Raw genomic sequence first — 26,457 nt, 5'->3', positions numbered from 1 at the left:
GATTGCAGGAAGGGCACAAATAAGATTCACAATGTTAATGGCGGCACTTGGCGTATATGCCACCTTGGTCTTACCTGCTAACGTCGGATCAACGCCTTTTCGCTTTCGGGCGGGCAGGTGAAAGGATTACAGGACTCACAGCAGGTCCAGGCAGAGGAACAATAATAAATGCAAGCCGACTTCTGGAATGACAAGCGCCCGGCGGGCGTGCCTTCCACCATCGACATCAATGCCTACACCTCGGTCGTCGAGGTGTTCGAGCGCTCCTGCAAACGCTTCGCCGACCGCCCGGCCTTCAGCAATTTGGGCGTGACCCTGACCTACGCGGACCTGGAACGCCATTCGGCGGCCTTCGCCGCCTGGCTGCAGCAGCACACCGACCTCAAGCCGGGCGACCGCATCGCGGTGCAGATGCCCAATGTGCTGCAATACCCCATCGCTGTGTTCGGTGCCCTGCGCGCTGGCCTGATCGTGGTCAACACCAACCCGCTGTATACCGAGCGCGAGATGCGCCACCAGTTCAAGGACAGCGGCGCGCGTGCGCTGGTGTACCTGAACATGTTCGGCAAGCGCGTGCAGGAGGTGTTGCCCGATACCGGCATCGAGTACCTGATCGAGGCGAGGATGGGCGACCTGCTACCCACCGCCAAGGGCTGGCTGGTCAACACCGTGGTCGACAAGGTCAAGAAGATGGTGCCGGCCTACCAGCTGCCCCAGGCTGTGTCGTTCAAGCAGGTGCTGCGCCAGGGCCGCGAGCTGTCGCACAAGCCGGTGCCGCTCAGCCTGGACGACACTGCCGTGCTGCAATACACCGGTGGCACCACCGGCCTGGCCAAGGGCGCCATGCTCACCCACGGCAACCTGGTGGCCAACATGCTGCAGGTGCTGGCCTGCTTCTCGCAGCACGGGCCGGACGGGCAGAAGCTGATCAAGGACGGCCAGGAGGTGATGATCGCGCCGTTGCCGCTTTACCACATCTATGCGTTTACCGCGAATTGCATGTGCATGATGGTCACCGGCAACCACAACGTGCTGATCACCAACCCGCGTGATATTTCCGGCTTCATCAAGGAGCTGGGCAAATGGCGTTTCTCCGCCTTGCTGGGCCTGAACACGCTGTTCGTCGCACTGATGGACCACCCGGGCTTCCGCCAGCTCGACTTTTCGGCGCTGAAGGTCACCAACTCCGGCGGCACCGCACTGGTCAAGGCCACCGCCGAACGCTGGGAGGCGCTTACCGGTTGCCGCATCGTCGAAGGCTACGGCCTGACCGAAACCTCGCCGGTGGCCAGCACCAACCCCTATGGCCAGCTGGCGCGTCTGGGTACGGTGGGCATCCCGGTGGCGGGCACCGCCTTCAAGGTGATCGACGATGGCGGCAACGAGCTGCCGCTGGGCGAGCGGGGCGAGCTGTGCATCAAGGGCCCGCAGGTGATGAAAGGCTACTGGCAGCAGCCCGAGGCCACGGCCCAGGCCCTGGATGCGGAGGGCTGGTTCAAGACCGGCGACATCGCGGTGATCGACCCGGACGGCTTCACCCGCATTGTCGACCGCAAGAAGGACATGATCATCGTCTCGGGTTTCAACGTGTACCCCAACGAGATCGAGGATGTGGTGATGGGCCATCCCAAGGTCGCCAACTGCGCGGCCATCGGCGTACCGGACGAGCGCTCCGGCGAGGCGGTGAAGCTGTTCGTTGTGCCGCGCGAGGGCGGGCTGAGCGTGGATGAGCTGAAGGCCTACTGCAAGGCCAACTTCACCGGCTACAAGGTGCCCAAGCACATCGTGCTGCGCGAGTCGTTGCCGATGACGCCGGTGGGCAAGATCCTGCGGCGGGAGCTGCGCGACATAGCTTGATACCGGGTTGGCTTCTTCGCGGGTGAACCCGCTCCTACACCGTCCAGTGTAGGAGCGGGTTCACCCGCGAATGCCTTAAAGCCGCTCTAACAGGCTGATCACAGCCCGATCTGCGACATTTTGGATAATTACTCTAAAAATGACCTGTATTGTTCATTGAGTCATTTTTATGACCGTGAGGCCTATTTTGGCCTCTAGGCGACCCCAGGCAAAGCTGTTACTCTCGGCCCGCTTTCAGATGATCCGGTTTGCAACGAGCCGTCATCCCATATCAATAATAAGCGCATCGACGCGTGAATCGAACTTCGCTGTTGCTGAAGGAGTGGGCTTCCATGATCGAAAATTTTTGGAAGGATAAGTACCCAGCCGGGATTACGGCGGAAATCAATCCTGACGAATTCCCCAATATCCAGGCGGTACTCAAGCAATCCTGCCAACGCTTTGCCGACAAACCGGCCTTTAGCAACCTGGGCAAGACTATCACTTATGGCGAGCTGTATGCGCTGTCGGGAGCGTTTGCCGCCTGGTTGCAGCAGCATACCGACCTCAAGCCGGGTGACCGCATTGCCGTGCAGCTGCCTAACGTACTGCAATACCCGGTAGCGGTATTCGGTGCCATGCGTGCCGGGCTGATCGTGGTCAACACCAACCCGCTGTACACCGCACGGGAAATGGAACACCAGTTCAACGACTCCGGCGCCAAGGCCTTGGTGTGCCTGGCCAACATGGCCCACCTGGCCGAGAAGGTAGTGCCCAAGACCCAGGTCAGGCACGTCATCGTCACCGAAGTGGCCGACCTGCTGCCGCCGCTCAAGCGCCTGCTGATCAACAGCGTGATCAAGTACGTGAAGAAGATGGTGCCGGCCTACAACCTGCCGCGTGCCGTACGCTTCAACGACGCTCTGGCGCAGGGCAAGGGCCAGCCGGTGACCGAGGCCAACCCGCAGGCCAACGACGTGGCGGTGCTGCAGTACACCGGTGGCACCACCGGCGTGGCCAAGGGCGCGATGCTTACCCACCGCAACCTTGTGGCCAACATGCTGCAGTGCCGGGCGCTGATGGGCTCCAACCTGCATGAAGGCTGCGAAATCCTCATCACCCCGCTGCCGCTGTACCACATCTACGCCTTTACCTTCCATTGCATGGCAATGATGCTGATCGGCAACCACAACGTGCTGATCAGCAACCCGCGTGACCTGCCAGCCATGGTCAAGGAACTGGGCAAGTGGAAGTTCAGCGGCTTCGTCGGCCTCAACACCCTGTTCGTTGCCTTGTGCAACAACGAGGCGTTCCGTGCCCTGGACTTTTCGGCGCTGAAGATCACCCTTTCTGGCGGCATGGCCCTGCAACTGAGCGTGGCCGAGCGCTGGAAGGCCGTGACCGGCTGCGCCATCTGCGAAGGCTATGGCATGACCGAGACCAGCCCGGTGGCTGCGGTGAACCCGGCTGAGGCCAACCAGGTCGGCACCATCGGTATTCCGGTGCCGTCCACCCTGTGCAAGGTCATCGACGACAACGGCAACGAGCTGCCGCTGGGCGAGGTGGGCGAGTTGTGCGTCAAGGGCCCGCAGGTGATGAAGGGCTACTGGCAGCGTGAGGAGGCCACTGCCGAGATCCTCGACAGCGATGGCTGGCTGAAGACCGGCGACATCGCCGTGATCCAGCCGGATGGTTACATGCGCATCGTCGACCGCAAGAAGGACATGATCCTGGTCTCGGGCTTCAACGTTTACCCCAACGAGCTGGAGGATGTGCTGGCGGCCCTGCCGGGCGTGCTTCAGTGCGCGGCCATCGGCGTGCCGGACGAGAAGTCCGGTGAAGTGATCAAGGTGTTCATCGTGGTCAAGCCGGGCATGACCCTGACCAAGGAACAGGTAATGGAGCACATGCGCGCCAACGTTACCGGCTACAAGGTACCGCGCCAGATCGAGTTCCGCGACGCGCTGCCGACCACCAACGTGGGCAAGATCCTGCGCCGTGAGCTGCGTGATGAAGAGCTGAAGAAGCAGGGCCTGAAGAAGATCGCCTGATCTTCTGAATCTCTGCTGGCTTTACCGACCTCTTCGCGGGTAAACCCGCTCCCACAGGTTCTGTGCAACTCTCAAGGGTTGTGCAATACCTGTGGGAGCGGGTTTACCCGCGAAGAGGCCGGTAAAATCAGCGCAATTTCTCCAGCATCTGGTAATACCACATCCCTGCCGCCAACAGCGGGTTCCCCAGCAGTTCCCCCATTGGCACCCGCACATGCTTGCACTGGGCAAAGGTGTCGAACTTCTCCAGCGTCCCGGTCAACGCCTCGGCCATGATCTCGCCCATGATGTGGCTGGTGGCAATGCCGTGCCCCGAATAACCCTGGCAATACCAAACGTTGTCCGACAGCTTGCCCAGCTGCGGGATGCGGTTGACCACGATGCCCATGGCGCAGCTCCACTGGAACTCGATCGGCACGCCTTTCAACGCCGGGAAGGTGCGCTCGATGCACGGGCGCAGTTCGCCTTCGATATCCCGTGAATCACGGCCGGAATAGTTGGCGCCACCGCCAAACAGCAGACGCTTGTCGGCGGTCAGCCGGTAGTAGTCGAGGACGAAGCGGCAGTCGTACACCGCCAGGTCCTGCGGGTTGATCTGTTCGGCCAGTTCCCCCAGCGGTGCGGTAGTGACGATGCCGCCCATGGCCGGGAAGATCTTGCCCTTGAGCTGGCGCTTTTCCAGTTTGTGGTACACATCGCCGGCCAGCATCACCTGGCGCGCCTCGACCCGCCCGTGGGCAGTGACTACCGCCGGGCGCGGGCCGTGGACGATGTCCAGCACTTCGGAGTTTTCGAAAATCAGCGCCCCCAGGCCATGGGCGGCACGGGCCTCGCCCAGGCACAGGTTGAGCGGGTGCAGGTGCAGGTTGCGCAGGTTTTTCAGCGCGCCCAGGTACAGCGGGCTTTGCAGGTGCTCGGCCACGCCATCGCGGTCCAGCAGTTGCACCTGCTCGCCCATGCCGCGCCGCCGGGCCTCGGCTTCGAATGCGCGCAGCTCGTCCATGTGCGAGGGCTTCATGGCCGCGTGCAGGTGGCCGCGCTTGAGGTCGCAGTCGATGTTGTAGCGTGCCACGCGCTGCTCGATCACCTGGTGCCCGCGCCAGCGCAAGTGCCAGATGAAGTCATCGACCTCGGCACCCAGGCGGTTGCGCATCTGCGTGCGCATGGCTTCGTCGCCCGACAGGCTGCCGGTGACCTGGCCGCCGTTGCGCCCGCTGGCACCCCAGCCGATGCGGTTGGTTTCGACGATGGCCACCTTCAGGCCACGCTCGGCCAGCTCCACCGCCGTGGCCACGCCGGTGAAACCGCCGCCGATGATCGCCACATCCACTTGTACCGTGCCCTTGAGCTGCGGGTACTCGGTGTGGTCGTTGAGGGTGGCGCTGTAGTAGGACGGCGCGCGTTGCGCCGGCCCTTTGTTCAATGCTGCATTCATGGGTGTTCCTTGTTATCCGGGGATCAGGCCTGGTGCAGGTACCAGCGCCAGTCCTGCTCACTGACTTCGGCCATGAACTGGCGGTACTCGGCGCGCTTGACCTTCAGGTATACGCCAAGGAAGTCCTCGCCCAGTGCTTCGCGAGCCCAGCTCGAATGCTGCAGGGCGTCGAGGGCAGTCAGCCAGTCGGTGGGCAGGTGTTCGGTGGCCTGGGCATAGCCATTGCCTTCCACCGGTGCCCCCGGGTCCAGCTGTTGGCGAATGCCCCAGTGGCTGGCGGCAAGGATCGCCGCAGCGGCCAGGTAGGGGTTGGCATCGGCGCCGCAGATGCGGTGCTCCACGTGCCGGCTGTTGGCCGGACCGCCCGGTATGCGCAGGCTCACGGTGCGGTTGTCGACGCCCCAGGTTGGCGCCAGCGGGGCATAGCTGTTGGCCTGGAAGCGGCGGAACGAGTTGGCGTTGGGGCAGAACAGCAGCAGCGAGTCGCGCAGGTGTCGCAGCATGCCTGCCACGGCCTGGCGCAGCAGCGGGGTACCGGCTTTGTCTTCACTGGCGAACAGGTTGTTGCCGGCGCTGTCGGCCAGGCTCAGGTGCATGTGCATGCCGGTGCCGGCCAGTTGCGCGAACGGCTTGGCCATGAAGCAGGCCTGCATGCCATGGGCATGGGCAATGCCTTTGACCAGGCGCTTGTAGCGCACGGCCTGGTCCATCGCCTGCAGAGCGTCGCCGTGCTCGAGGGTGATTTCCACCTGGCCGGGGGCGTATTCCGAAATCGCCGTGCGCGCCGGGATGCCCTGGGCCTTGCAGGCGGCGTAGAGGTCGGCAAGGAACGGCTCGATCTGCTCCAGTTCGCGCAGGCCATACACCTGGGTGGTGCGTGGGCGGCCGCCGTCATTGTCCAGTGCCGGTTGCGGGCGGCCCTGGGCATCAGGTTGCTGGTCCAGCAGGTAGAACTCCAGCTCGCAGGCCATCACCGGATGGTAGCCGTCGGCCTTCAACGCCTCGATGGTACGCAGCAGCACATGGCGCGGGTCGGCGATGCTGGCTGGCAGGCCCTCGTTCGGGTGCATGCTCACCTGCACCGCGGCGGTCGGCACCCGGCGCCAGGGCAGGCGCACCAGGCTGCCTTCAAGCGGGTAGGCGCGGCAGTCGATATCGCCCACGTCCCACACCAGGCCGGAGTTTTCCACGTCGTCGCCGTTCAGGGTCAGGCCGAGAATGGTGCTGGGCAGCGGCCGGCCGGTCTGGTACACGGCCAACAGTTCGTCGCGGTGCAGCAGCTTGCCGCGCGGCACGCCATTGGCGTCGAGGATGAACAGTTCGAACAGTTCGATATCGGGGTTGTCGGCCAGAAAACGGCTGGCCTGCTCTACAGGTGCAAAGTGCATGATGGATTCGCTCACGGGCGCACGGGCCACCGCGCATGCTGGCGGCCCGGCTGAGTCAAACGGCCGGAAGACGGCCGGGTCTGGTCACAACGGCGTGAGCGAGAAATCCGGTGGGCGTGCGTGACGGCAGTGCCACAGGGCCCAGAAGGCGAGGATGATGTGGACCAGCGGATTCTCACCGGCACGGCGCCGGGCCTTCGCTTGCGAAGGGCGGGACGACGGTGGGGCGATGGGCTGGACGGGAGTCATGCCTTTGATACTCACATGCGGCGTAAGGTTGATTAAAGCAGTGAATGGCAACCTTTACATCGCACCTGGCTAAACATTTGTGCCGTTGCACCTGGCCTCTTCGCGGGTAAACCCGCTCCTACAGGATTGCATCAAGGCTGGGTGTTGTGCGGTCCCTGTAGGAGCGGGTTTACCCGCGAAGAGGCCGTCACAGGCAGCAGAGAACCGGCAAATCTGCGACAATCGCCCAACTTTCCGAATGCCGATCATGAAAAAGCAGGCCCACCTGCATCACTAAAAAGCCCCATGACTGACCACGCCATCGACAAACTGCTGCAAAACCTCGACCACGCCATGATCGCCGACCGCCATCGCCTGCGCCGGCAATTGCACGAACTGCGCAAGCGCCCCGACGAGGCGAAGCTGGCGCAGTGGGTGGAAAAGGTTCAGGCGTCCTGCGCCCAGGTCACCGCGCGCCAGCAGAGCGTGCCGACCGTGCGCTACGACGACAGCCTGCCAATCGCTGCCAAGCGTGACGAAATCAAGAAGGCCCTGGCCGAGCACCAGGTGCTGGTTATCGCCGGCGAAACCGGCTCGGGCAAGACCACCCAGTTGCCGAAGATCTGTCTCGAACTGGGCCGTGGCAGCCATGGCCTGATCGCCCACACCCAGCCACGCCGGATCGCCGCCCGCAGCGTTGCCGCGCGGGTCGCCGAAGAACTGGGCACGCCGCTGGGCGGGCTGGTCGGCTACCAGGTGCGTTTCGAAGACCAGAGCGACGCCAACACCCTGGTCAAGCTGATGACCGACGGCATCCTGCTGGCCGAAACCCAACACGACCGTTTCCTCGAGCGCTACGACACGATCATCGTCGACGAGGCCCACGAGCGCAGCCTCAACATCGACTTCCTGCTCGGCTACCTGAAGACCCTGCTGCACCGGCGCCCGGACCTGAAGCTGATCATCACCTCGGCGACCATCGACCTGGAGCGCTTCTCCAAACACTTCGACGGCGCGCCGATCATCGAGGTGTCCGGGCGTACTTTCCCGGTGGAAACCTGGTACCGCCCGCTAACCAGCGAGCAGGACGAGGAGGGCAACCAGATCGAGGACGACCTCACCGTCGACCAGGCCATCCTCGCCACGCTGGACGAGTTGGCGCACCACGAGCGGAGTGAGGGCAAGGGCCCCGGCGATGTGCTGATCTTCCTGCCGGGCGAGCGCGAGATCCGTGATGCCGCCGAGATCTTGCGCAAGGCGCAACTGCGCCACACCGAGATCCTGCCGTTGTACGCGCGCCTGTCGCCGGCCGAGCAGCAGCGCATCTTCCAGCCACACACCGGGCGCCGTGTGGTGCTGGCCACCAACGTTGCGGAAACCTCGCTGACCGTGCCGGGCATCCGCTACGTGATCGATACCGGTACCGCACGCATCAGCCGCTACAGCTACCGCGCCAAGGTGCAGCGCCTGCCCATCGAGGCCGTGTCGCAGGCCAGTGCCAACCAGCGCAAGGGCCGCTGCGGCCGGGTCGAGCCGGGTATCTGCGTGCGCCTGTACAGCGAAGAGGATTTCAACAGCCGGCCGGCGTTCACCGACCCGGAGATCCTGCGCACCAACCTGGCGGCAGTGATCCTGCAGATGCTGCACCTGCGCCTGGGCGCAATCGACGCCTTCCCGTTCATCGAGCCGCCGGATGGCAAGGCCATCAGCGATGGTTTCAACCTGCTGCAGGAGCTGTCGGCGGTCAATCGCGAAAACCAGCTGACGCCGATCGGTCGCCAACTGGCGCGCCTGCCGATCGACCCGCGGCTGGGCCGCATGCTGCTCGAAGGCGCCCGCCTGGGCAGCCTGCAGGAAGTGCTGATCGTCACCAGTGCGCTGTCGGTGCAAGACCCGCGCGAACGCCCGCCGGAGCGCCAGCAGGCCGCCGACCAGGCGCACGCGCAATGGAAGGACGTGGATTCCGACTTCGCCGCGCTGGTCAACCTGTGGCGTGGCTTCGAGGAACAGCGCCAGGCGTTGACCGCCAACCCGCTGCGCAACTGGTGCCGCAAGAACTTCCTGAACTACCTGCGCCTGCGCGAATGGCGCGATGCCCATCGCCAGCTGGCACTGATCTGCCGTGACCTGCAGCTGACAGTGAACAAGGACCCGTCCGACTACCCGAAAATGCACAAGGCCATTCTCAGTGGCCTGCTCAGCCAGATCGGCCAGAAGACCGAAGAGGGCGACTACCAGGGCGCCCGCCAGCGGCGCTTCTGGGTGCACCCGTCGTCGGGCCTGGGGCGCAAGCGCCCACAGTGGGTGATGGCGGCCGAACTGGTCGAAACCACCAAGCTGTACGCCCGCATGGTGGCCAGGATCGAGCCGGACTGGATCGAGCCGCTGGCCGGCCACCTGGTCAAGAAGAACCACTTCGAACCGCATTGGGAGAAGAAGCGCGGGCAGGTCGTGGCCTACGAGCAGATCACTCTGTACGGGCTGATCCTGGTCGGCCGTCGGCCGGTGCATTTCGGCCCGATCGACCCGGTCACCTCGCGCGAGCTGTTCATCCGCGAAGGCCTGGTGGGTGGCGAAATCCAGTCGCGGGCCAAGTGCCTGGCGGCCAATAAGCGCTTGCTGGAAGAGCTCGACGAGCTGGAGGCCAAGGCCCGTCGCCGTGACATCCTGGCCGACGAAGAGACGCTATATGCCTTCTACGAAGCGCGTCTGCCGGCGGAAATCCACCAGACGGCGACCTTCGACAGCTGGTACCGCATGGGCAGCCAGAAGGACGCCAACCTGCTGATCATGCGCGAGGAAGACGTGCTGGCCCGTGAGGCCAGCGAGGTCACCGCCGCGCAGTACCCCGACAGCCTGCAGGTGGGCGAACTGCGCCTGCCGCTGAGTTACCACTTCGAGCCCGGGCACCCCCGCGATGGCGTGACCGTGCGGGTACCGGCGCCGCTGCTGCCGAGCTTGCCGGGTGAGCGCCTGGAATGGCTTGTGCCCGGCCTGCTGGAAGCCAAGTGCGTGGCGCTGGTGCGCAACCTGCCCAAGGCGCTGCGCAAGAACTTTGTGCCGGTGCCGGACTTCGTCAAGGCCTCGCTGGCGCGCATGACCTTCGGCCAGGGCGCATTGCCGCAGGCCCTGGGCCAGGAACTGCTGCGCATGACCGGCGCCCGTGTGCCCGACGAGGCATGGGACGAGTCGGTCAACCTGGTCGAAGGCCACCTGCGCATGAACATCGAAGTGGTCGATGGCCAGGGCAAGTTTCTGGGTGAAGGTCGCGACCTGGCCGAGCTGACCGCGCGCTTTGCAGCAGCCAGCCAGGCAGCGTTGGCCGTGCCGCGTGACGCCAAGAGCGAGCAGCCGGTGCAGGCCAAGGCTTTCAGCGAGGTGAAGCAGACCGCGCAGCAGAAGATCGCCGGCCTGTCGATGACTGTGTACCCGGCACTGGTGGAAGAGGGCGGCACCGTGCGCGAAGGGCGCTTCTCGACCCAGGCCGAGGCCGAATTCCAGCACCGCCGCGCCTTGCAGCGCCTGTTGCTGCAGCAGCTGGCCGAGCCGGCCAAGTACCTGCGCGGCAAGCTGCCGGGGCTGACCGAGCTGGGCCTGCTGTACCGTGAAATGGGCCGGGTCGAGGCGCTGGTCGAGGACATTTTGCTGGCCAGCCTGGACAGCTGCATCCTTGAAGGCGAACAGCCGCTGCCACGCGATGGGGCGGCCCTGGCTGGCCTGGCCGAGCGCAAGCGCGGCAGCTGGGCCGAGCATGCCGAGCGCCTGGCACGGCAGACCCTGGAAGTGCTGAAGCTGTGGCATGGGCTGCAGAAGCGCTTCAAGGGCAAGATCGACCTGAGCCAGGCAGTGGCGCTTAACGATATCAAGCAACAGCTCGGCAACCTGGTGTACTCAGGCTTCGTGCGTGAAACCCCCGGGGCCTGGTTCAAGGAGCTGCCGCGTTACCTCAAGGCGGTGGAACTGCGCCTGGAGAAGCTGGGTTCGCAGGTGCAGAAGGACCGGGTGTGGAGCGGTGAGCTGGCCAACCTGTGGGCGCAGTACAAGGCACGTGCCGACAAGCATGCCCAGGAAGGCAAGCGTGATGAGCAACTGACGGTGTACCGCTGGTGGCTGGAGGAATATCGGGTTTCGCTGTTTGCCCAGCAATTGGGGACCAAGGTGCCGATTTCCGACAAGCGATTGAGCAAGCAATGGAGCCAGGTGGAGGGCTAAACTTCCGCAGTTGTGGCAATATTGATGCAATTTGGGGCCACCTGGCGGCCCCTTCGCGGGTAAACCCGCTCCCACAGGTACAGCAGTGTCCTCGGGAGCGGCGCAACCCCTGTGGGAGCGGGCGTGCCCGCGAACGAGGGCGCAGCCCTCGCCTATAAATTGGTACTAAAGTGCCATTAACCTGTCATGTTTCCAGCCAGCGCCCCGTGGCGATGGCCTTTGACCAGAGGAACGACCGTGCATAACGTCGTGATCAGCGGCACCGGCCTGTACACCCCGGCCCAGAGCATTTCCAACGAAGAACTGGTGGCGTCCTTCAACACCTGGTCGCAGCAGTTCAACGAGGACAACGCCGCCGCCATCGAGCGCGGTGAAGTCGAGGCGGCGCCGCTGTCCGATGCGGCGTTCATCGAAAAGGCCTCGGGCATCAAGAGCCGCTTCGTCATGGACAAGGCCGGCATTCTCGACCCGCAGCGCATGAAACCGCGTCTGCCCGAGCGCTCCAACGACGAACCGTCGGTGCTCTGCGAAATGGCCGTGGCCGCCGCCCGCCAGGCCCTGGAGCGCGCCGGTCGCACGGCGGCCGATGTCGACGGGGTGATCGTCGCCTGCTCCAACCTGCAGCGCCCGTACCCGGCCATCGCCATCGAAGTGCAGCAGGCGCTGGGCATCCAGGGCTTTGCCTTCGACATGAACGTGGCCTGCTCGTCGGCCACTTTCGGCATCCAGACCGCCGCCAACAGCGTGGCCCTGGGCCAGGCGCGCGCGGTGCTGATGGTCAACCCGGAGGTGTGCACCGGCCACCTGAACTTCCGTGACCGCGACAGCCACTTCATCTTTGGTGATGCTGCCACTGCGGTGTTGCTCGAACGTGCCGACAAGGCCACCTCGGCGCACCAGTTCGACATCGTCAGCAGCAAGCTGTGGACCGAGTTTTCCAACAACATCCGTAACAACTTCGGCTTCCTCAACCGCGCGGCGGAAGAGGGCGAGGGCGCGGCGGACAAGTTGTTCATCCAGGAAGGCCGCAAGGTGTTCCGCGAGGTGTGCCCGAAGGTGGCCGAGCTGATCGGTGAGCACCTGCAGGAAAACGGGCTGCAACCCAGCGATGTGAAACGCTTCTGGCTGCACCAGGCCAACCTCAGCATGAACCACCTGATCGTCAAGAAGCTGCTGGGGCGTGAAGTGGCCGAAGAAGATGCACCGGTGATTCTCGACCGTTATGCCAACACCAGTTCGGCGGGGTCGGTGATTGCCTTCCACCTTTACCAGGACGACCTGGCCAAGGGCTCGCTGGGCGTGTTGAGCTCGTTTGGTGCGGGGTATTCGATAGGTAGCGTGGTTCTGCGCAAGCGCTGATTGAGCGCAAGCCAGTATCGGCCTCTTCGCGGGTGAACCCGCTCCCACAGGTACTCCACAGGCCCTGAGATCTGTGGGGGCCCTGTGGGGTTTACCCGCGAAGAGGCCGGTGCATTTTTCACAGGCAAAAAAAGCGGGAAATGCCGGATGGGGTCGGCATTTCCCGCTTCAGGTGAAGCAGTGCAGGGTTTTGCTTAGAACTTGGCTTCCAAGTCTACCTGCAGGGTATCTACATCGGCATCGCTGTTGGGCAACTGCGACAGGTCGGTCTTGGCCATCAGGTAGGCAGCGCCCAGGGAGAAGTTCTTGTCGATTTCATATCCGACCTTGAACTTGTGCCCGCGCGAACCGGTAAAGCCGTTGCCGAAGTCAGAGTCGGTGAACAGGCTGACCACGGCGTTACGCTGCACGTCGCGGTAGTTGTAGTCCAGGCTCCAGGCGCCGACCTTGGTTTTCAGGCCTGCCAACCAGGCCTGGTCTTCGCCATCGGTGCTCTCGGTGTTTTTCACATACTGACCGTAAGCAGAGAGCGGGATGGCAAAGCCGGTGAAGTCCAGCTGGCCGAAGCCTTCCACGAGGTTGAACTCGTTGGTGGTGTTGCCGAACGACTGCAGGATGGTGGCTTCCTTGTCGTTGTCGTAGCCATAGATACTGGCACCTACGGTCAGCTTGAGCACGTCTGCCGGGGCGAATTTGGCGCCCAACTGGCCGTGATAGACCTGTGCGTCATGCTTGTATTGCACGCCGTCGCCATCGACGTTGTCCTTGAGGGTGTACTGACCGGCGCTGGCGAACACTTCGGCCCCGCCCAGGTCGGTCTTGTAGGTGGCTGCCACGCCTTCCGGGTTGATGTCGCTGTCCCAGATGATGTCGCCCATGCTCACCCATGGCTGCGCCATCTTGCCGCCAATCAGGTGCAGGTTGGGAACTGCAGTCGGGTGCCAGTCGAGGTAGGCCTGGTCGACCCACAGCGACTTCTTGTCGAAGTAGTTGTCGAAGCTCTGGTTGGTCGAACGGCGGTCGGCACTGCTGCCGGTGGCGATACGGATGCCCGCGTCGACCTGCGGGTTGATTTCGCTGTAGAAGCCGACACGGGCACGCACGCGCTGGCGGTCCTGGTTGCCGCTGCTGCTGTTCGGGTCGTCGACGTTGACGTCTTCGTAACGCAGGCGCAAATCACCCTTGACCTGGGTCTTGGCGGCCCATGCCACTTTCTGTTCAAAGGAGCTCATCCGTTCGGACTGAGCTTTCTGAGCGGCCTTTTCCTTGGTTTCTTGAGCCAGGTCCGCCTGCAGTTCGTTGTACTGCGCCTGGTTGATCGAGCCATTGGCGCGGAGCATTTCGAGCAGCTTGGCGTCGACAGCTGCACTGGCCGGAGTACTCAGAGCCAGCATCATGCCGGTGAGGCTCACTCCGGTAAGTGTAGAAACAAGACGCATAAGGTTCTCCCTGTTGAATAAGATGGGGAGGCTCAAGCGCCCGCCCCTGTGTTGGCATGTCTTCGGAAAGGGCCTGAATAGACAGGTTCTGGGGTTCCGGAAAACAGGCGCAAGTATTGCGGGGGCGAATGACAGATTAATGTCGAATTGGTGGCACTGCGGTTAAGTAATTGAGAATAAAAGGATCTGTCCCGGCTATCGTGATTTGAGTGGTGGGCCTTCCTTGGGGATACTGGGTACCTTGAAACAGCGAGCCGAAACCGTGACCAGCCTGTACAGCCTTGCTCATTTGCGTGATCTTCCGGCGGCCACCTGGGATGCCCTGGTGCCCGCTGGCCAACCGTTTCTACGCCATGCGTTTCTAAGCGCCATGGAGGACAGCGGCAGCGTCGCGCGCAACACCGGCTGGGCCGCCGAACACCTGGTGCTGGAACGTGACGGGCGGGTACGGGCGCTGCTGCCGGCGTACCGCAAATGGCACTCGTTTGGCGAGTACGTGTTCGACCATGGCTGGGCCGATGCCTGTGAGCGGGCCGGCATTGCCTACTACCCCAAGCTGCTCGGTGCCGTGCCGTTCAGCCCGGTCAGCGGCCCACGCCTGCTCGCCGCCGACCCAGCCGATGGCCTGCTGGTGCTGCAGGCGTTGCCGGAGTACCTGGCCAAGGGCGGGCTGTCTGGCGCGCACATCAATTTCACCGAGCCGGCGCTGGACGAACAGCTGGCCGGCCAGCCGGGCTGGATGGAGCGCCTGGGCTGCCAGTTTCATTGGCGCAACCACGGCTACCGTGACTTCCAGGATTTTCTCGACAGTCTGAGTTCGCGCAAGCGCAAGCAGATGCGCAAGGAGCGTGAACAGGTGGCCGGGCACGGTATTGAATTCCGCTGGTACCGTGGGGCTGAACTGGATGAGGCGCAGTGGGATTTCGTCTACCGCTGCTACGCCAATACCTACGCGGTGCGCCGCCGTGCGCCTTACCTGACACGCGAGTTCTTCAGCCTGCTTGCCGAGCGCATGCCCGAAGCGTTGCGCGTGGTGATGGCGCGGCAGGGTGGCCGTGATGTGGCCATGGCCCTGAGCCTGGTGGGGGGCGACAGCCTGTTTGGCCGTTATTGGGGGTGCCTGGACGAATTCGACCGGCTGCATTTCGAAACCTGTTTCTACCAGGGCATGGACTTTGCCATTGCCGAAGGGCTGCAGCGTTTCGATGCCGGGGCACAGGGGGAGCACAAGCTGATTCGCGGCTTCGAGCCGGTGCTGACGCGGTCGTGGCACTACCTGCTGCACCCGGGGCTGCGGCGGGCGGTAGAGGATTTTCTGGCGCAGGAGCGGGAAGGGGTGCGGGCGTATGCCGAGGAGGCCAGGGGAATGTTGCCCTATCGCCGGGACTGATCCATTCATATTGCCTGTGCCGGCCCTTTCGCGGGTGAACCCGCTCCCACAGGTACTGCACAGACCGTGAAATTTGTGCGGTCCCTGTGGGAGCGGGTTCACCCGCGAAGAGGCCAGTACAGGAATCAGTCGACCCCGACAAACCCCCCGGTCTGGTGATGCCACAACCGGGCATACAAGCCTTGCTGCTCCAGCAGTTCACTGTGGCTGCCACTCTCGACAATCCGCCCCTTGTCCAGCACTACCAGCCGGTCCATCCGGGCGATGGTGGAAAGCCGGTGGGCAATGGCGATCACCGTCTTGCCCTGCATCAGCGTCTCCAGGCTTTCCTGGATTGCTGCCTCTACCTCCGAGTCCAGCGCCGAAGTGGCCTCGTCCATGATCAGGATCGGTGCATTCTTCAGCAGCACCCGGGCAATGGCGATGCGCTGGCGCTGGCCACCCGACAGCTTGACCCCGCGCTCGCCCACATGGGCATCGAAACCGGTGCGCCCCTGAGCGTCCGACAGCTGCGGGATGAACTCGTCGGCGCGGGCCCGGCGCACCGCTTCATGAAGCGCGGCCTCGCTGGCATCGGGGCGGCCATACAGCAGGTTGTCACGGATCGAGCGGTGCAGCAGCGAGGTGTCCTGGGTGATCATGCCGATCTGCGCGCGCAGGCTGGCCTGGCTTACCTCGGCAATGTCCTGGCCGTCGATGAGAATGCGCCCGCCCTGCACGTCATACAGCCGCAGCAGCAGGTTGACCAGGGTCGACTTGCCTGCCCCCGAGGGGCCGATCAGGCCGATCTTCTCGCCCGGGCGTATGTCCAGGCTGAGCCCTTCGATCACGTTGGCGGCCTTGCCGTAATGGAAGTCCACATCATCGAAACGCACCGCACCGCGGCTGACCTTGAGCGCCGGTGCGTTGGGCCGGTCGGTGACGGTGACCGGCTGGGCGATGGTCTGCAGGCCGTCCTGGACCATGCCGATGTTCTCGAAGATGCCGTTGACCACCCACATGATCCAGCCCGACATGTTGACGATGCGGATCACCAGGCCGGTGGCCAGGGCGATGGCGCCGACGGTGATCAGCGACTGGCTCCACAGCCACAGCGCCAGGCCTGTGGTGGCGACCACCAGCAAGCCATTGAGGGTGGTGATGACCACGTCCATGCTGGTGACCACGCGTGCGGCCAGCTGGGTTTTCTCTGTCTGTTCGCGGATCGCTTCGCGCGCGTACTGCTGTTCGAAGTCGGTGTGGGCGAACAGCTTGAGGGTGGCGATGTTGGTGTAGCCGTCGACTATGCGGCCCATCAGCTTGGAGCGGGCGTCGGAGGAAATCACCGAACGCTCCTTCACCCGGGGGACGAAGTAGAACAGCGCGGCGATGTAGCCTGCGATCCATAGCAGCAGCGGCAGCATCAGGCGCCAGTCGGCCTCGGCGAACAGCACCAGCGAGGTAATGGCGTAGATCAGCACGTGCCATAGCGCATCCACCGCCTGCACCGCAGAGTCTCGCAGTGAGTTGCCGGTCTGCATGATGCGCTGGGCGATGCGCCCGGCGAAGTCGCTCTGGAAGAAGTTCAGGCTCTGCTTGAGTACATAGGTGTGGTTTTGCCAGCGGATCAGGCTGGTCATGCCGGGGTTGATGGTCTGGTGCACCAGCAGGTCGTGCAGGCCGAAGAATATCGGGCGCAACAGCAGGATCACCACCAGCATCCAGATCAGTTCGCCGCTGTGTTCGCTGAAGAAACTGGCATTGGGCGTGCCCTGTGCCAGGTCGATGATGCGGCTGAGGTAGCTGAACATCGCCACCTCGATCAGCGAGGCGAACAGGCCCACCACCAGCAGGGCGAGAAAGCTCGGCCACACCTGGCGCAGGTAGTACAGGTAGAACGGCCACACCTGGCCAGGTGGCGACTCGCTGGGCGCGTCGCGGAAGATGTCGATCAGTTGCTCGAAACGGCGGTACAGCATGGGTGACAAGACTCCTGTGCTACCCGACCCCGGAAGGTTTTCACGTCCCTGTGAAACCTGCGGTCAGTCGATGCGTTTGGCGGACTTGATGTAGACCGGATCGGCTGGCACATCGCGCATGCCTTTCTTGACGGTGGTCGGTGAATTGACGATCTGGTCTACCACCTCCATGCCCTTGGTCACTTTGCCGAATACGGCGTAACCGGCGTCGCGGCCCGGATTGAGAAAATCGTTGTCGGCGACGTTGATGAAGAACTGGCTGGTGGCCGAGTTCGGGTTGGATGTGCGCGCCATCGACAGCGTGCCACGGGTGTTCTGCAGGCCGTTGCCGGCCTCGTTCTTGATCGGGTCCTGGGTTTCTTTCTGCACCATCTGCTCGGTGAAACCGCCACCCTGGACCATGAAGCCCGGGATCACGCGGTGGAAGATGGTGTTGTTGTAAAAGCCGCTGTCGACGTACTGCAGGAAGTTCTTGGTACTGATCGGTGCCTTCTCGGCGTTGAGCTCGATCTCGACCTGGCCGAAGCTGGTGTCCAGCAGTACGTGCGGGGTCTTGTCGGAGGCCATGACGCTGGTGGCGAAGGCGACCGAGCAGGCGGTGAGCAGGAGTTTTTTCAGCATGGGCTCAAAGATCCTTGAGAGGTGGAAGCGGCTGCAAGGAACTGCAGCAGGGTCTGGTTGAAGACCTCGGGTTGGTCGAGGGGTGTAGCGTGCCGGGAATCGTCGATGACCACCAGCCTGGCGTGAGGCATCAGGGCAACGTAGCGTTCTTTCAGTTGTATCGGGGTGTAATCCTGGTCGGCTGCGATCACCAGGGTAGGACAGTGAACCTGGCCGATGCGTTCCTGCACACCCCAGTCGACGATGGCGTCGAAACTCTTGAGGTAGGCGCGCTTGTCGTTGCGTGCCCAGCGCTGGGCCATCTTGTGCCGCAGTTCGGCCTGCTGCGGTTTGGGGAACAGCCGCTCGGCCAGGCCCTTGCCGACGGTTTCGACACTGAGCAGGCGCGCCAGGCCCCAGCGCTTGAGCCACCACACCCAGTCACTGCGGGTGCGACGCTTGACCTCGGGGGCGCTGTTGACGATGCACAGGCTGCGCAGCCACTGCGGGTGGTCGACAGCGAACTGGAAGGCGACCATGCCACCCATGGACAGGCCGACGATGTGCACGGGGCCGGTGTGCAGGTGTTCGAGCAGGGCCAGCAGGTCGGCACTGAAGGTGGCGATCTGGTAACCGTCGCGTGGCTTGTCGGAGCGGCCGTGGCCGCGGATGTCCATGAGGATTACCCGGTAATGGCGGCTGAGCACCGGCACCTGCAGCTCCCAGTCCTGGCAGCTGGAGCCCAGGCCATGCAGCAATACCAGGGGTTCGCCCTGGCCGTATTCCTCGTAATGCAGTGTGCATCCTTCGTGTTCGAAATAGGCCATGGGCGCGGTCCTCTCAGGCTTGCGGGGGGGCTGCGAAGGGCACGTCCAATGGCGCGGTGTCGAAATTGCGCAGCAGGTCGATGAGAATCTGCGTAGCCGGGCCCAAGGTCTTCTCTTTGCTCGAATAAAGGTAGAACAGTGGGTGGCGGCTGCCACCCTGATCCAGCGGCAACGGCTTGAGCACGCCTTCGCGTAGCTCGCGCTCGATCATGTGGCGGGGCAGCCAGGCAAAGCCCAGGCCACTGCTGACAAAGGTAGCGGCGGTGCCCAGGCTGCCGACGGTCCAGCGTTGCTCGGCACCCAGCCAGCCGACATCGCGCGGCTGGGCGCGGCCCGAGTCGCGGATTACCACCTGCAACTGGCTCTCCAGGTCCTGGAAGGTCAGTTCGCGGCCCAGGCGGTGCAGGCTGTGTTCGGGGTGGGCGACGGCGACGAACTCCACCGCGCTCAGTTCGGCGCCCAGGTAGCCGCCGATGCTGTAGCTGCTGATGGCCAGGTCGGCGATGCCTTCGTGCATCACTTCCTCGACGCCAGACAGCACTTCTTCACGCAGGCGCACCCGGCAGCCACGGCTCTGCGGCATGAACGCGGCCAGGGCGCGGACCAGGCGGGCACTGGGGTAGGCGGCATCCACCACCAGGCGTACCTCGGCCTCCCAGCCCTGTTCCATGTGGTGGGCAAGGTCTTCGAGCTGGCTGGCCTGCTTGACCAGGTGGCGCGAACGGCGCAGCAGCACACTGCCGGCCTCGGTGAGCACCGCCTTGCGGCCGTCGATGCGCAGCAGCGGCACGCCCAGTTGCTCCTGCATGCGGGCCACGGTGTAGCTGACCGATGACTGCGAGCGGTGCAGTGCCTCGGCGGCCTGGGCAAACCCACCGTGATCGACCACTGCCTGCAGGGTTCGCCACTGGTCAAGGGTTACGCGCGGCGCTTTCATCTTTCGCTCCTGTTGTCCTAAGCTGCGCTCTTTCAAGGAGAGCGGCCAATGAAGAAATGTTGTGCGGCAATACTGATGTGCCTGCCCCTCGGGGCCATGGCTTATCCCATCGACGTTGAGAAGGAACTGACCGGGGTAAAGCTCGACTACACCGCCTATGACACGGCCTATGACATTGGCGCCATCACCCTCAACAACTATGGGCAGGTACCGGCCGCGTGCAAGGTGACCTTCCGCAATGGCCCCGAGGCACCAAGGGTGCGCCGGGTGAACGTACCGGCCGGTAAAAGCGTCGATGTCACTGCCAAGTTCAACCGGCAGATCATCAAACTACGGATCGCCTTGAACTGCAGTGCAGAATAAACTGATAAATCGATAGATTGAACCCATTTTTTACGCTTTTTTATCGATAGGTCAACCCGTAATCTCACCTCCATCGAATCGCAACCCTTTTTGCCGATGGAGGCACCCCAATGTCCCGCGTACTGATCATCGAAAGCAGCGCCCGCCAGCAGGATTCCGTTTCCCGTCAGCTGACCCGTGATTTCATCCAGCAGTGGCAGGCCGCCCACCCGGCCGATCAGATCAGTGTGCGCGACCTGGCCGTGAACCCGGTGCCGCACCTGGACGCCAACCTGCTGGGTGGCTGGATGAAGCCCGAAGAACAGCGCAGTGCGGCGGAACTGGACGCCTTGGCCCGCTCCAACGAACTGACCGATGAACTGCTCGCCGCCGACGTGCTGGTGATGGCTGCGCCGATGTACAACTTCACCATCCCCAGCACCCTGAAGGCCTGGCTGGACCATGTGCTGCGTGCCGGCATCACCTTCAAGTACACCCCCACCGGCCCGCAGGGTTTGCTGACCGGCAAGCGCGCCATCGTCCTGACTGCCCGTGGCGGCATCCACGCCGGCGCCACCAGCGACCACCAAGAACCGTACCTGCGCCAGGTAATGGCCTTCATCGGCATTCACGATGTCGACTTCATCCATGCCGAAGGCCTGAACATGAGCGCTGACTTCCACGAGAAGGGCGTCAACCAGGCCAAGGCCAAGCTGGCGGCGGTGGCCTGAGGCTTAGCGAATTCCCAACCCTGACACCTGTTGTTGCTCCTTTGGGTGTACCTGCCCGGCCTGCATGGCCGGGCTTTTTTTTTATGCCTGGAATTTCATGGGTGCCTGTGCCGGCCTCTTCGCGGGTAAACCCGCTCCCACAGGGATATCACGGCACCTGAGGCCTGTGGTGTCCCTGTGGGAGCGGGTTTACCCGCGAAGAGGCCGGCACAGCCCTTACATTCCTCATGGTTGAACTCATTTGCCGCAACCCGCTAAGGTCGCGGCCTTGATCCACGAGAGGCAACCATGGGCTACCTGATAATCGTCGCGCTGATCCAGGCGTTTTCCTTCAGCCTGATCGGCGAGTACCTGGCCGGGCACGTCGACAGCTACTTTGCCGTGCTCGCGCGCGTGGTGCTGGCTGGCCTGGTGTTCCTGCCGCTGACCCGCTGGCGCCAGGTCGAGCCGCGCTTCATGCGCTCTATGCTGCTGATCGGCGCGTTGCAGTACGGCATCACCTACGTCTGCCTGTACCTGAGCTTTCGCGTGCTCACCGTGCCGGAGGTGCTGCTGTTCACCATTCTCACGCCGTTGCACGTGACGCTGATCGAAGACGCCATGAACCGGCGCTTCAACCCGTGGGCGCTGCTGGCAGCGCTGGTGGCGGTGGCCGGCGCGGCGGTGATCCGCTTCGACACCATCAGCGGCGAGTTCTTCATCGGCTTCCTGCTGCTGCAACTGGCCAACTTCACCTACGCCGCCGGCCAGGTGCTGTACCGCCATCTGGTTGCACGCCACCCCAGCGACCTGCCGCACTACAAGCGCTTCGGCTATTTCTACCTGGGGGCTTTGCTCGTGGTGTTGCCGGCCTTCCTGCTGTTCGGCAACGCCCAGCACCTGCCGACCACCGATGTGCAGTGGCTGGTGCTGCTGTTCCTGGGCCTGTGCCCGACGGCGCTGGGGCTGTACTGGTGGAACAAGGGCGCCTGCATGGTTTCGGGCGGGACGCTGGCGGTGATGAACAACCTGCATGTGCCGGTAGGGTTGCTGCTCAATCTACTGATCTGGAACCAGGACGAGCCATTGGGCAGGCTGTTCATCGGCGGGGCAGTGATCCTGGCGTCGGTGTGGATGAGCCGCCTGGGTACCCTGACGTTATCAAGCAAGCCATGGCGCAGTCAGCTATGACGCGTTCGTTACTGAACCCAAATTCCGCCGGTCCCTACCCGATAATCCGGAAAACAAAATCGGGAGACCGGCGTGAAGCTAGAAACGCGAAGTATCGAATTTGTCCCACACGCAGAGCGTTATGGCACGCCTAAACGATTGTTCACCATCTGGTTCAGCTCCAATTTCCAGATAACCGCGCTGATGGTCGGCACCCTGGGCATTGCATCGGGGCTAAGCCTTGGCTGGACCTTGTTGGGCCTGTTGGTCGGTAACCTCATCGGCACCGTGTTCATGGCCGCGCATTCTGCCCAAGGGCCTCACCTGGGCGTGCCACAGATGATCCAGAGCCGGGCCCAGTTCGGTGTCCATGGTGCCGCGCTCCCTCTGCTGGTGATGGTCACGGCCGCAGTCCTGTTCCTCGCCGCCAGCGGCGTGCTGATGCGCAGTGCCTTGCAGGCGCTGGTGCCCATGAGCGATGACCAGGCGATCGTGGTGGTCGGCTTGCTGACCTTTGTTATCGGCTTTGTCGGCTACGAGCTGATCCACCGCCTGGGCGCGTGGATGAGCCTGTTGTCCACGCTGGTTTTTGCGGGCGCCCTGGTGCTGATCCTGCTGCACCCCGGCGACATGGCAACCACGACGGCAGTGAGTACCGGCTTCTCGTTCACCGCCTTCAACCTGATCGTGGCCCAGTCGGCCTCCTGGACGCTGGGGTATGGCCCCTATGTAGCCGATTACTCGCGCTACCTGCCGGCCAACGTCAACCCACGCGCCACGTTCTGGGCCACCTACTGCGGTTGTGCGCTGGGCTCCTTCGCCATGATGGCACTCGGCGCGCTGGTGGCAGTGGCATTGCCGTCGGCACTGGGGCATGACCCGGCCACAGCCATTGCCGCGTTGTTCGGCCCGTGGGCGCCGTTGGCGCTGGCAGTGATAGCGCTGGGGGTGATCCAGTACAACGTGCTGTGCCTGTACAGCGCCTACATGTCGTCGGTCACGATCTTTGGTGCCTTCAAGGCCATCCGGCGTGTGACCGCGACGGCCAAGGCCGTGGTAATGGCTGGCCTGACCGCAGCGGCAACGCTGATCGCCATCGCCACCCAATACAATTTCGATACGTTCTTTGCCGACATCCTGATCGGCCAGCTGTACCTGTTGATCCCATGGAGCGCCATCAACCTGGTGGATTACTACTGGGTATGCAGGGGCCGCTATGATGTGGGGGCGCTGTATGACTCCAAGGGGCGTTATGGATGCTTCAATCGTCGAAGCCTGGCGGTGTACGCCGTGTCGATCATCGGTACCATCCCGTTCATGAAGCTGTCGTTCTACACGGGGTTCGTGGCTGAGTGGCTGGGGGCGGATATCAGTTGGGCGATGGGGTTGATCCTGGCCGGTGCGCTGTACTGCATGGTCCATGGGCGCGGGAGCAACCGGCTTTCGACAACCATGAATGCGCACACCTGACTCGGCCCTGGCACGAAAAGGGCTGCTTAAACACCACCCTCGTAATGCCTGTCAGTCAAACAATTTGGGGCCGCTTTGCGGCCCATCGCCGGCAAGCCAGCTCTCATCGAACTGCACATAACTCATTGAATTAGCAGGGGCCCTGTGGGAGCGGCTTTAGCCGCGAACACCGGCGCAGCCGGTGCCATGCACCGCGTTGGATTCTTCGCGGCTAAAGCCGCTCCCACAGGTACAACGAAGATCTCACGATCTGCGTGACCTCTGTGGGAGCTGGCTTGCAGGCGATGGGCTGCGAAGCAGCCCCGGCAATATCAAGCCTCGCTCATGTCTTCCAGCCGACGCGGCACAGGCTCTTGCGATACACGCCCGCTCAACCCCGCCCGCATGTCGTTGCCACTCGGCTGCTGATACAGGCTCAAGCCAAACTCCGGCAACACCGCCAGCAGGTAGTCGAAGATATCCCCCTGAATCCGCTCGTAATCCGCCCACACCGTGGTGGTGGTAAAGCAGTAGATCTCCAGCGGCACGCCCTCGGCGGTGGTCTGCATCTGCCGCACTATGCAGGTCATGTTCGGGTGCACGTTGGGATGATTCTTCAGATAGGCCAGGGCAAACGCTCGGAAGGTGCCGATGTTGGTGAGCTTGCGGCGATTGGCCGACAGCTCGGCCACCGGCCCCATGGCCTCGTTCCAGCGCTGCAGCTCCTGGCGCTTGCCGGCCAGGTAGTCGGCCAGCAAGTGCACCTGGCTCAGCCGCTGTTCTTCCTCGCGAGTCAGGAACCGCACGCCGGCCGCGTCGATGAACAGGCTGCGCTTGATGCGTCGGCCACCGGACTGCTGCATGCCGCGGTAGTTGCGGAACGACTCGCTCATCAGGCGCCAGGTGGGGATGGAGACAATGGTCTTGTCGAAGTTTTGCACTTTCACGGTGTGCAGGGTGATGTCCACCACATCGCCATCGGCGCCCACCTGGGGCATTTCGATCCAGTCGCCCACGTGCAGCATGTCGTTGCTGGTCAGCTGCACACTGGCGACGAACGACAGCAGGGTGTCCTTGTACACCAACAGCAGCACCGCCGACATGGCACCCAGACCCGACAGCAGCAACAGTGGCGAGCGGTCGATCAGGGTGGCGACGATGACGATGGAGGCGAAGATCCACAGCATCATCTTGGCCAGTTGCACATAACCCTTGATCGAGCGGGTGCGGGCGTGTTCGGTGCGGGCGTAGATGTCGAGCAGGGCATCCAGCAGGCACGACAACGCCATGGTCATGAACAGCAGGGTAAAGGCCAGGGCGACATTGCCGAGGAAGTGCTGGGCGGTGTCGGACAGCTCGGGCACCAGTTTCAGGCCGAACTGCAGCACCAGTGACGGCGTGGTCTGTGCCAGGCGGTGGAAAACCTTGTTGTTGCGCAGGTCGTCCAGCCACTTCAGCGCTGGCTGGCGGGCGAGCAGGCGGGCGCCGTGCAACACCAGGAAGCGTGCCAGGCGGCCGATGACCAGGGAAACCAGCAGCAGCACCGCCAGGCCGATGGCCGCGTGCAGCATCGGATGTTGGTCAAGGGTGCCCCACAGGTCGAGGGAGTCACGCCAGATTCGTTGGATATCCATGGGCTTGCGTACAGTCTTTGTTGCCAAACGAAGCGCCATTAGAGCGCGGATGGCGACAAAGTTGCCAAAAGAAATTCGGCTAAGGCGGCAGAAAACGTTACCCTATGCAACTGAATTTTCCGCACTTGCCTGAGGTTACCTCCGTGTTCTCCCAATTCGCCCTGCATGAACGCCTGCTTAAAGCCGTGGCCGAGCTTAACTTTGTCGAGCCAACCCCGGTGCAGGCCGCGGCCATCCCCCTGGCCCTGCAAGGGCGTGACCTGCGCGTGACCGCGCAGACCGGCAGCGGCAAGACCGCGGCCTTCGTGCTGCCGCTGCTCAACCGCCTGGTCGACCTGCGCGAACGCCGCGTCGAGATCCGCGCGCTGATCCTGCTGCCGACCCGTGAGCTGGCCCAGCAGACCCTCAAGCAGGTACAGCTGTTCTCGCAGTTCACCTACATCAAGTCGGGCCTGGTTACCGGCGGTGAAGACTTCAAGGAACAGGCCGCCATGCTGCGCAAGGTGCCGGACGTGCTGATCGGCACCCCGGGCCGCCTGCTCGAGCAGCTCAATGCCGGCAACCTCGACCTGTCCCACGTGCAGGTGCTGATCCTCGACGAAGCCGACCGCATGCTCGACATGGGCTTTGCCGAGGACATGGAGCGCCTGTGCAAGGAGTGCGAGAACCGCCAGCAGACCCTGCTGTTCTCCGCCACCACCGGTGGTGCGGCCCTGCGCGACATCATCGGCAAGGTGCTGAAAGACCCAGAGCACCTGATGCTCAACAGCGTCTCGCAGTTGGCCGAAGGCACCCGCCAGCAGATCATCACCGCCGACCACGACCAGCACAAAGAGCAGATCGTGCAGTGGCTGCTGGCCAACGAAACCTTCGACAAGGCGATCATCTTCACCAACACCCGCGCGCTGGCCGACCGCATCTACGGCCACCTGGTGGCCAAGGACGTGAAGGCCTTCGTGCTGCACGGCGAGAAGGACCAGAAGGACCGCAAGCTGGCCCTGGACCGCTTCAAGCAGGGCAGCTCCAAGGTGCTGGTGGCTACCGACGTTGCGGCCCGTGGCCTGGACATCGACGGCCTGGACCTGGTGATCAACTTCGACATGCCGCGCAGCGGTGACGAGTACGTGCACCGCGTGGGCCGTACCGGCCGTGCCGGTGGCGAAGGCCTGGCGATCTCGCTGATCACCCACAACGACTGGAACCTGATGTCGAGCATCGAGCGCTACCTCAAGCAGCAGTTCGAGCGCCGGGTGATCAAGGAAGTGAAGGGCACCTACAACGGGCCTAAGAAGGTCAAGGCCTCGGGCAAGGCGGCTGGCAGCAAGAAGAAAAAGGTCGAGAAGAAGACCGGTGACAAGAAGGCGGCCGCCAAGCGCAAGCCAACCGCCAAGCCGAAGGCCAATGCACCGCTGGCCAGCGCTGACGGCCTGGCGCCGCTGAAGAAGCGCAGGCCTGCGGCTGAGTAACGCTCGGTAACGGTGTTAGCTTCTTC

General features: G+C 63.3%; 18 protein-coding genes. 10 read left to right on the top strand and 8 right to left on the bottom strand.

Annotated elements, in window-relative coordinates; translation table 11 throughout:
• The first annotated feature begins 168 nt into the window (after positions 1 to 168).
• Positions 169 to 1,857 carry a long-chain-fatty-acid--CoA ligase FadD2 gene (fadD2, locus tag NY023_RS20450; protein WP_013973717.1) on the top strand — a complete coding sequence of 563 codons (1,689 nt, stop codon included), beginning with the start codon at positions 169 to 171 and terminating at the stop codon, positions 1,855 to 1,857.
• 332 nt (positions 1,858 to 2,189) lie between these two features.
• Complete coding sequence (gene fadD1 / locus NY023_RS20445; RefSeq protein ID WP_023663600.1) at positions 2,190 to 3,887, top strand: long-chain-fatty-acid--CoA ligase FadD1; 1,698 nt, start codon at positions 2,190 to 2,192, stop codon at positions 3,885 to 3,887.
• 127 nt (positions 3,888 to 4,014) lie between these two features.
• Here fadD1 and NY023_RS20440 read toward each other — a convergent pair whose 3' ends face one another.
• Entirely contained in the window at positions 4,015 to 5,322 is a 1,308-nt protein-coding gene (locus tag NY023_RS20440; RefSeq protein ID WP_013973715.1) for an NAD(P)/FAD-dependent oxidoreductase, read from the bottom strand.
• Positions 5,323 to 5,345: 23 nt separating this feature from the next.
• The gene (locus tag NY023_RS20435; RefSeq protein ID WP_024087557.1) at positions 5,346 to 6,710 is read right to left on the bottom strand and encodes a glutamine synthetase family protein; all 1,365 of its coding nucleotides are present in this window, start codon (positions 6,708 to 6,710) and stop codon (positions 5,346 to 5,348) included.
• Positions 6,711 to 7,244: 534 nt separating this feature from the next.
• On the opposite strand from NY023_RS20435, the gene hrpA reads away from it, so the two are divergent.
• Positions 7,245 to 11,150 carry an ATP-dependent RNA helicase HrpA gene (gene hrpA, locus NY023_RS20430; RefSeq protein ID WP_013973713.1) on the top strand — a complete coding sequence of 1,302 codons (3,906 nt, stop codon included), beginning with the start codon at positions 7,245 to 7,247 and terminating at the stop codon, positions 11,148 to 11,150.
• Between the two features lie 237 nt (positions 11,151 to 11,387).
• Positions 11,388 to 12,509: a beta-ketoacyl-ACP synthase III gene (locus NY023_RS20425; RefSeq protein ID WP_044047142.1), complete on the top strand. Its 1,122-nt coding sequence runs from the start codon at positions 11,388 to 11,390 to the stop codon at positions 12,507 to 12,509.
• Between the two features lie 194 nt (positions 12,510 to 12,703).
• Here NY023_RS20425 and NY023_RS20420 read toward each other — a convergent pair whose 3' ends face one another.
• Positions 12,704 to 13,948 (bottom strand): putative porin, encoded by a 1,245-nt coding sequence (locus NY023_RS20420; protein WP_023660852.1) that lies wholly within the window; start codon positions 13,946 to 13,948, stop codon positions 12,704 to 12,706.
• A gap of 262 nt (positions 13,949 to 14,210) precedes the next feature.
• On the opposite strand from NY023_RS20420, the gene NY023_RS20415 reads away from it, so the two are divergent.
• A complete protein-coding gene (locus tag NY023_RS20415; RefSeq protein ID WP_013973710.1) occupies positions 14,211 to 15,338 on the top strand; it encodes a GNAT family N-acetyltransferase in 1,128 nt (375 codons plus the stop codon).
• Between the two features lie 125 nt (positions 15,339 to 15,463).
• On the opposite strand, the gene NY023_RS20410 is transcribed toward NY023_RS20415, so the two are convergent.
• The 4 genes from NY023_RS20410 to NY023_RS20395 form a co-directional block, all read right to left on the bottom strand.
• Complete coding sequence (locus NY023_RS20410; RefSeq protein WP_013973709.1) at positions 15,464 to 17,296, bottom strand: ABC transporter ATP-binding protein; 1,833 nt, start codon at positions 17,294 to 17,296, stop codon at positions 15,464 to 15,466.
• A 63-nt stretch (positions 17,297 to 17,359) separates the two neighbouring features.
• Positions 17,360 to 17,917 (bottom strand): peptidylprolyl isomerase A, encoded by a 558-nt coding sequence (locus tag NY023_RS20405; protein ID WP_013973708.1) that lies wholly within the window; start codon positions 17,915 to 17,917, stop codon positions 17,360 to 17,362.
• Positions 17,911 to 18,723, bottom strand: coding sequence for an alpha/beta fold hydrolase (locus NY023_RS20400; protein ID WP_013973707.1), 813 nt, complete (start codon positions 18,721 to 18,723; stop codon positions 17,911 to 17,913). The genes NY023_RS20405 and NY023_RS20400 overlap by 7 nt, the downstream gene beginning before the upstream one ends.
• Before the next feature lie 13 nt (positions 18,724 to 18,736).
• Complete coding sequence (locus tag NY023_RS20395; RefSeq protein ID WP_009683100.1) at positions 18,737 to 19,660, bottom strand: LysR family transcriptional regulator; 924 nt, start codon at positions 19,658 to 19,660, stop codon at positions 18,737 to 18,739.
• Between the two features lie 48 nt (positions 19,661 to 19,708).
• Between NY023_RS20395 and NY023_RS20390 the strand changes: the two genes are divergently transcribed.
• The 4 genes from NY023_RS20390 (at position 19,709) to NY023_RS20375 (ending at position 23,352) form a co-directional block, all read left to right on the top strand.
• Positions 19,709 to 20,023 (top strand): hypothetical protein, encoded by a 315-nt coding sequence (locus NY023_RS20390; RefSeq protein WP_012051530.1) that lies wholly within the window; start codon positions 19,709 to 19,711, stop codon positions 20,021 to 20,023.
• Positions 20,024 to 20,133: 110 nt separating this feature from the next.
• Positions 20,134 to 20,733 carry an FMN-dependent NADH-azoreductase gene (locus NY023_RS20385; RefSeq protein ID WP_013973705.1) on the top strand — a complete coding sequence of 200 codons (600 nt, stop codon included), beginning with the start codon at positions 20,134 to 20,136 and terminating at the stop codon, positions 20,731 to 20,733.
• Between the two features lie 288 nt (positions 20,734 to 21,021).
• The gene (locus NY023_RS20380) at positions 21,022 to 21,903 is read left to right on the top strand and encodes a carboxylate/amino acid/amine transporter (RefSeq protein ID WP_013973704.1); all 882 of its coding nucleotides are present in this window, start codon (positions 21,022 to 21,024) and stop codon (positions 21,901 to 21,903) included.
• Positions 21,904 to 21,975: 72 nt separating this feature from the next.
• Complete coding sequence (locus NY023_RS20375; protein ID WP_024087554.1) at positions 21,976 to 23,352, top strand: purine-cytosine permease family protein; 1,377 nt, start codon at positions 21,976 to 21,978, stop codon at positions 23,350 to 23,352.
• A 311-nt stretch (positions 23,353 to 23,663) separates the two neighbouring features.
• Here the strand turns inward: NY023_RS20375 and NY023_RS20370 are convergent, their stop codons facing one another.
• Positions 23,664 to 24,965, bottom strand: a complete 1,302-nt coding sequence (locus NY023_RS20370) for a mechanosensitive ion channel family protein (RefSeq protein WP_024087553.1) — start codon at positions 24,963 to 24,965, stop codon at positions 23,664 to 23,666.
• 104 nt (positions 24,966 to 25,069) lie between these two features.
• Between NY023_RS20370 and NY023_RS20365 the strand changes: the two genes are divergently transcribed.
• A complete protein-coding gene (locus NY023_RS20365; protein WP_038410073.1) occupies positions 25,070 to 26,431 on the top strand; it encodes a DEAD/DEAH box helicase in 1,362 nt (453 codons plus the stop codon).
• The last annotated feature ends 26 nt before the right edge of the window (positions 26,432 to 26,457 follow it).

Source organism: Pseudomonas sp. NBB (assembly GCF_032701105.1).
GTDB lineage: Bacteria > Pseudomonadota > Gammaproteobacteria > Pseudomonadales > Pseudomonadaceae > Aquipseudomonas > Aquipseudomonas asiatica.
This window is presented reverse-complemented; position numbering and strand designations above follow the sequence as displayed.

Coding starts and splice junctions, on each gene's coding strand:
- fadD2 (WP_013973717.1), top strand. CDS start 169: ATGCAAGCCGACTTCTGGAATGACAAGCGCCCGGCGGGCGTGCCTTCC.
- fadD1 (WP_023663600.1), top strand. CDS start 2,190: ATGATCGAAAATTTTTGGAAGGATAAGTACCCAGCCGGGATTACGGCG.
- NY023_RS20440 (WP_013973715.1), bottom strand. CDS start 5,322: ATGAATGCAGCATTGAACAAAGGGCCGGCGCAACGCGCGCCGTCCTAC.
- NY023_RS20435 (WP_024087557.1), bottom strand. CDS start 6,710: ATGCACTTTGCACCTGTAGAGCAGGCCAGCCGTTTTCTGGCCGACAAC.
- hrpA (WP_013973713.1), top strand. CDS start 7,245: ATGACTGACCACGCCATCGACAAACTGCTGCAAAACCTCGACCACGCC.
- NY023_RS20420 (WP_023660852.1), bottom strand. CDS start 13,948: ATGCGTCTTGTTTCTACACTTACCGGAGTGAGCCTCACCGGCATGATG.
- NY023_RS20410 (WP_013973709.1), bottom strand. CDS start 17,296: ATGCTGTACCGCCGTTTCGAGCAACTGATCGACATCTTCCGCGACGCG.
- NY023_RS20405 (WP_013973708.1), bottom strand. CDS start 17,917: ATGCTGAAAAAACTCCTGCTCACCGCCTGCTCGGTCGCCTTCGCCACC.
- NY023_RS20400 (WP_013973707.1), bottom strand. CDS start 18,723: ATGGCCTATTTCGAACACGAAGGATGCACACTGCATTACGAGGAATAC.
- NY023_RS20395 (WP_009683100.1), bottom strand. CDS start 19,660: ATGAAAGCGCCGCGCGTAACCCTTGACCAGTGGCGAACCCTGCAGGCA.
- NY023_RS20390 (WP_012051530.1), top strand. CDS start 19,709: ATGAAGAAATGTTGTGCGGCAATACTGATGTGCCTGCCCCTCGGGGCC.
- NY023_RS20385 (WP_013973705.1), top strand. CDS start 20,134: ATGTCCCGCGTACTGATCATCGAAAGCAGCGCCCGCCAGCAGGATTCC.
- NY023_RS20380 (WP_013973704.1), top strand. CDS start 21,022: ATGGGCTACCTGATAATCGTCGCGCTGATCCAGGCGTTTTCCTTCAGC.
- NY023_RS20370 (WP_024087553.1), bottom strand. CDS start 24,965: ATGGATATCCAACGAATCTGGCGTGACTCCCTCGACCTGTGGGGCACC.
- NY023_RS20365 (WP_038410073.1), top strand. CDS start 25,070: ATGCAACTGAATTTTCCGCACTTGCCTGAGGTTACCTCCGTGTTCTCC.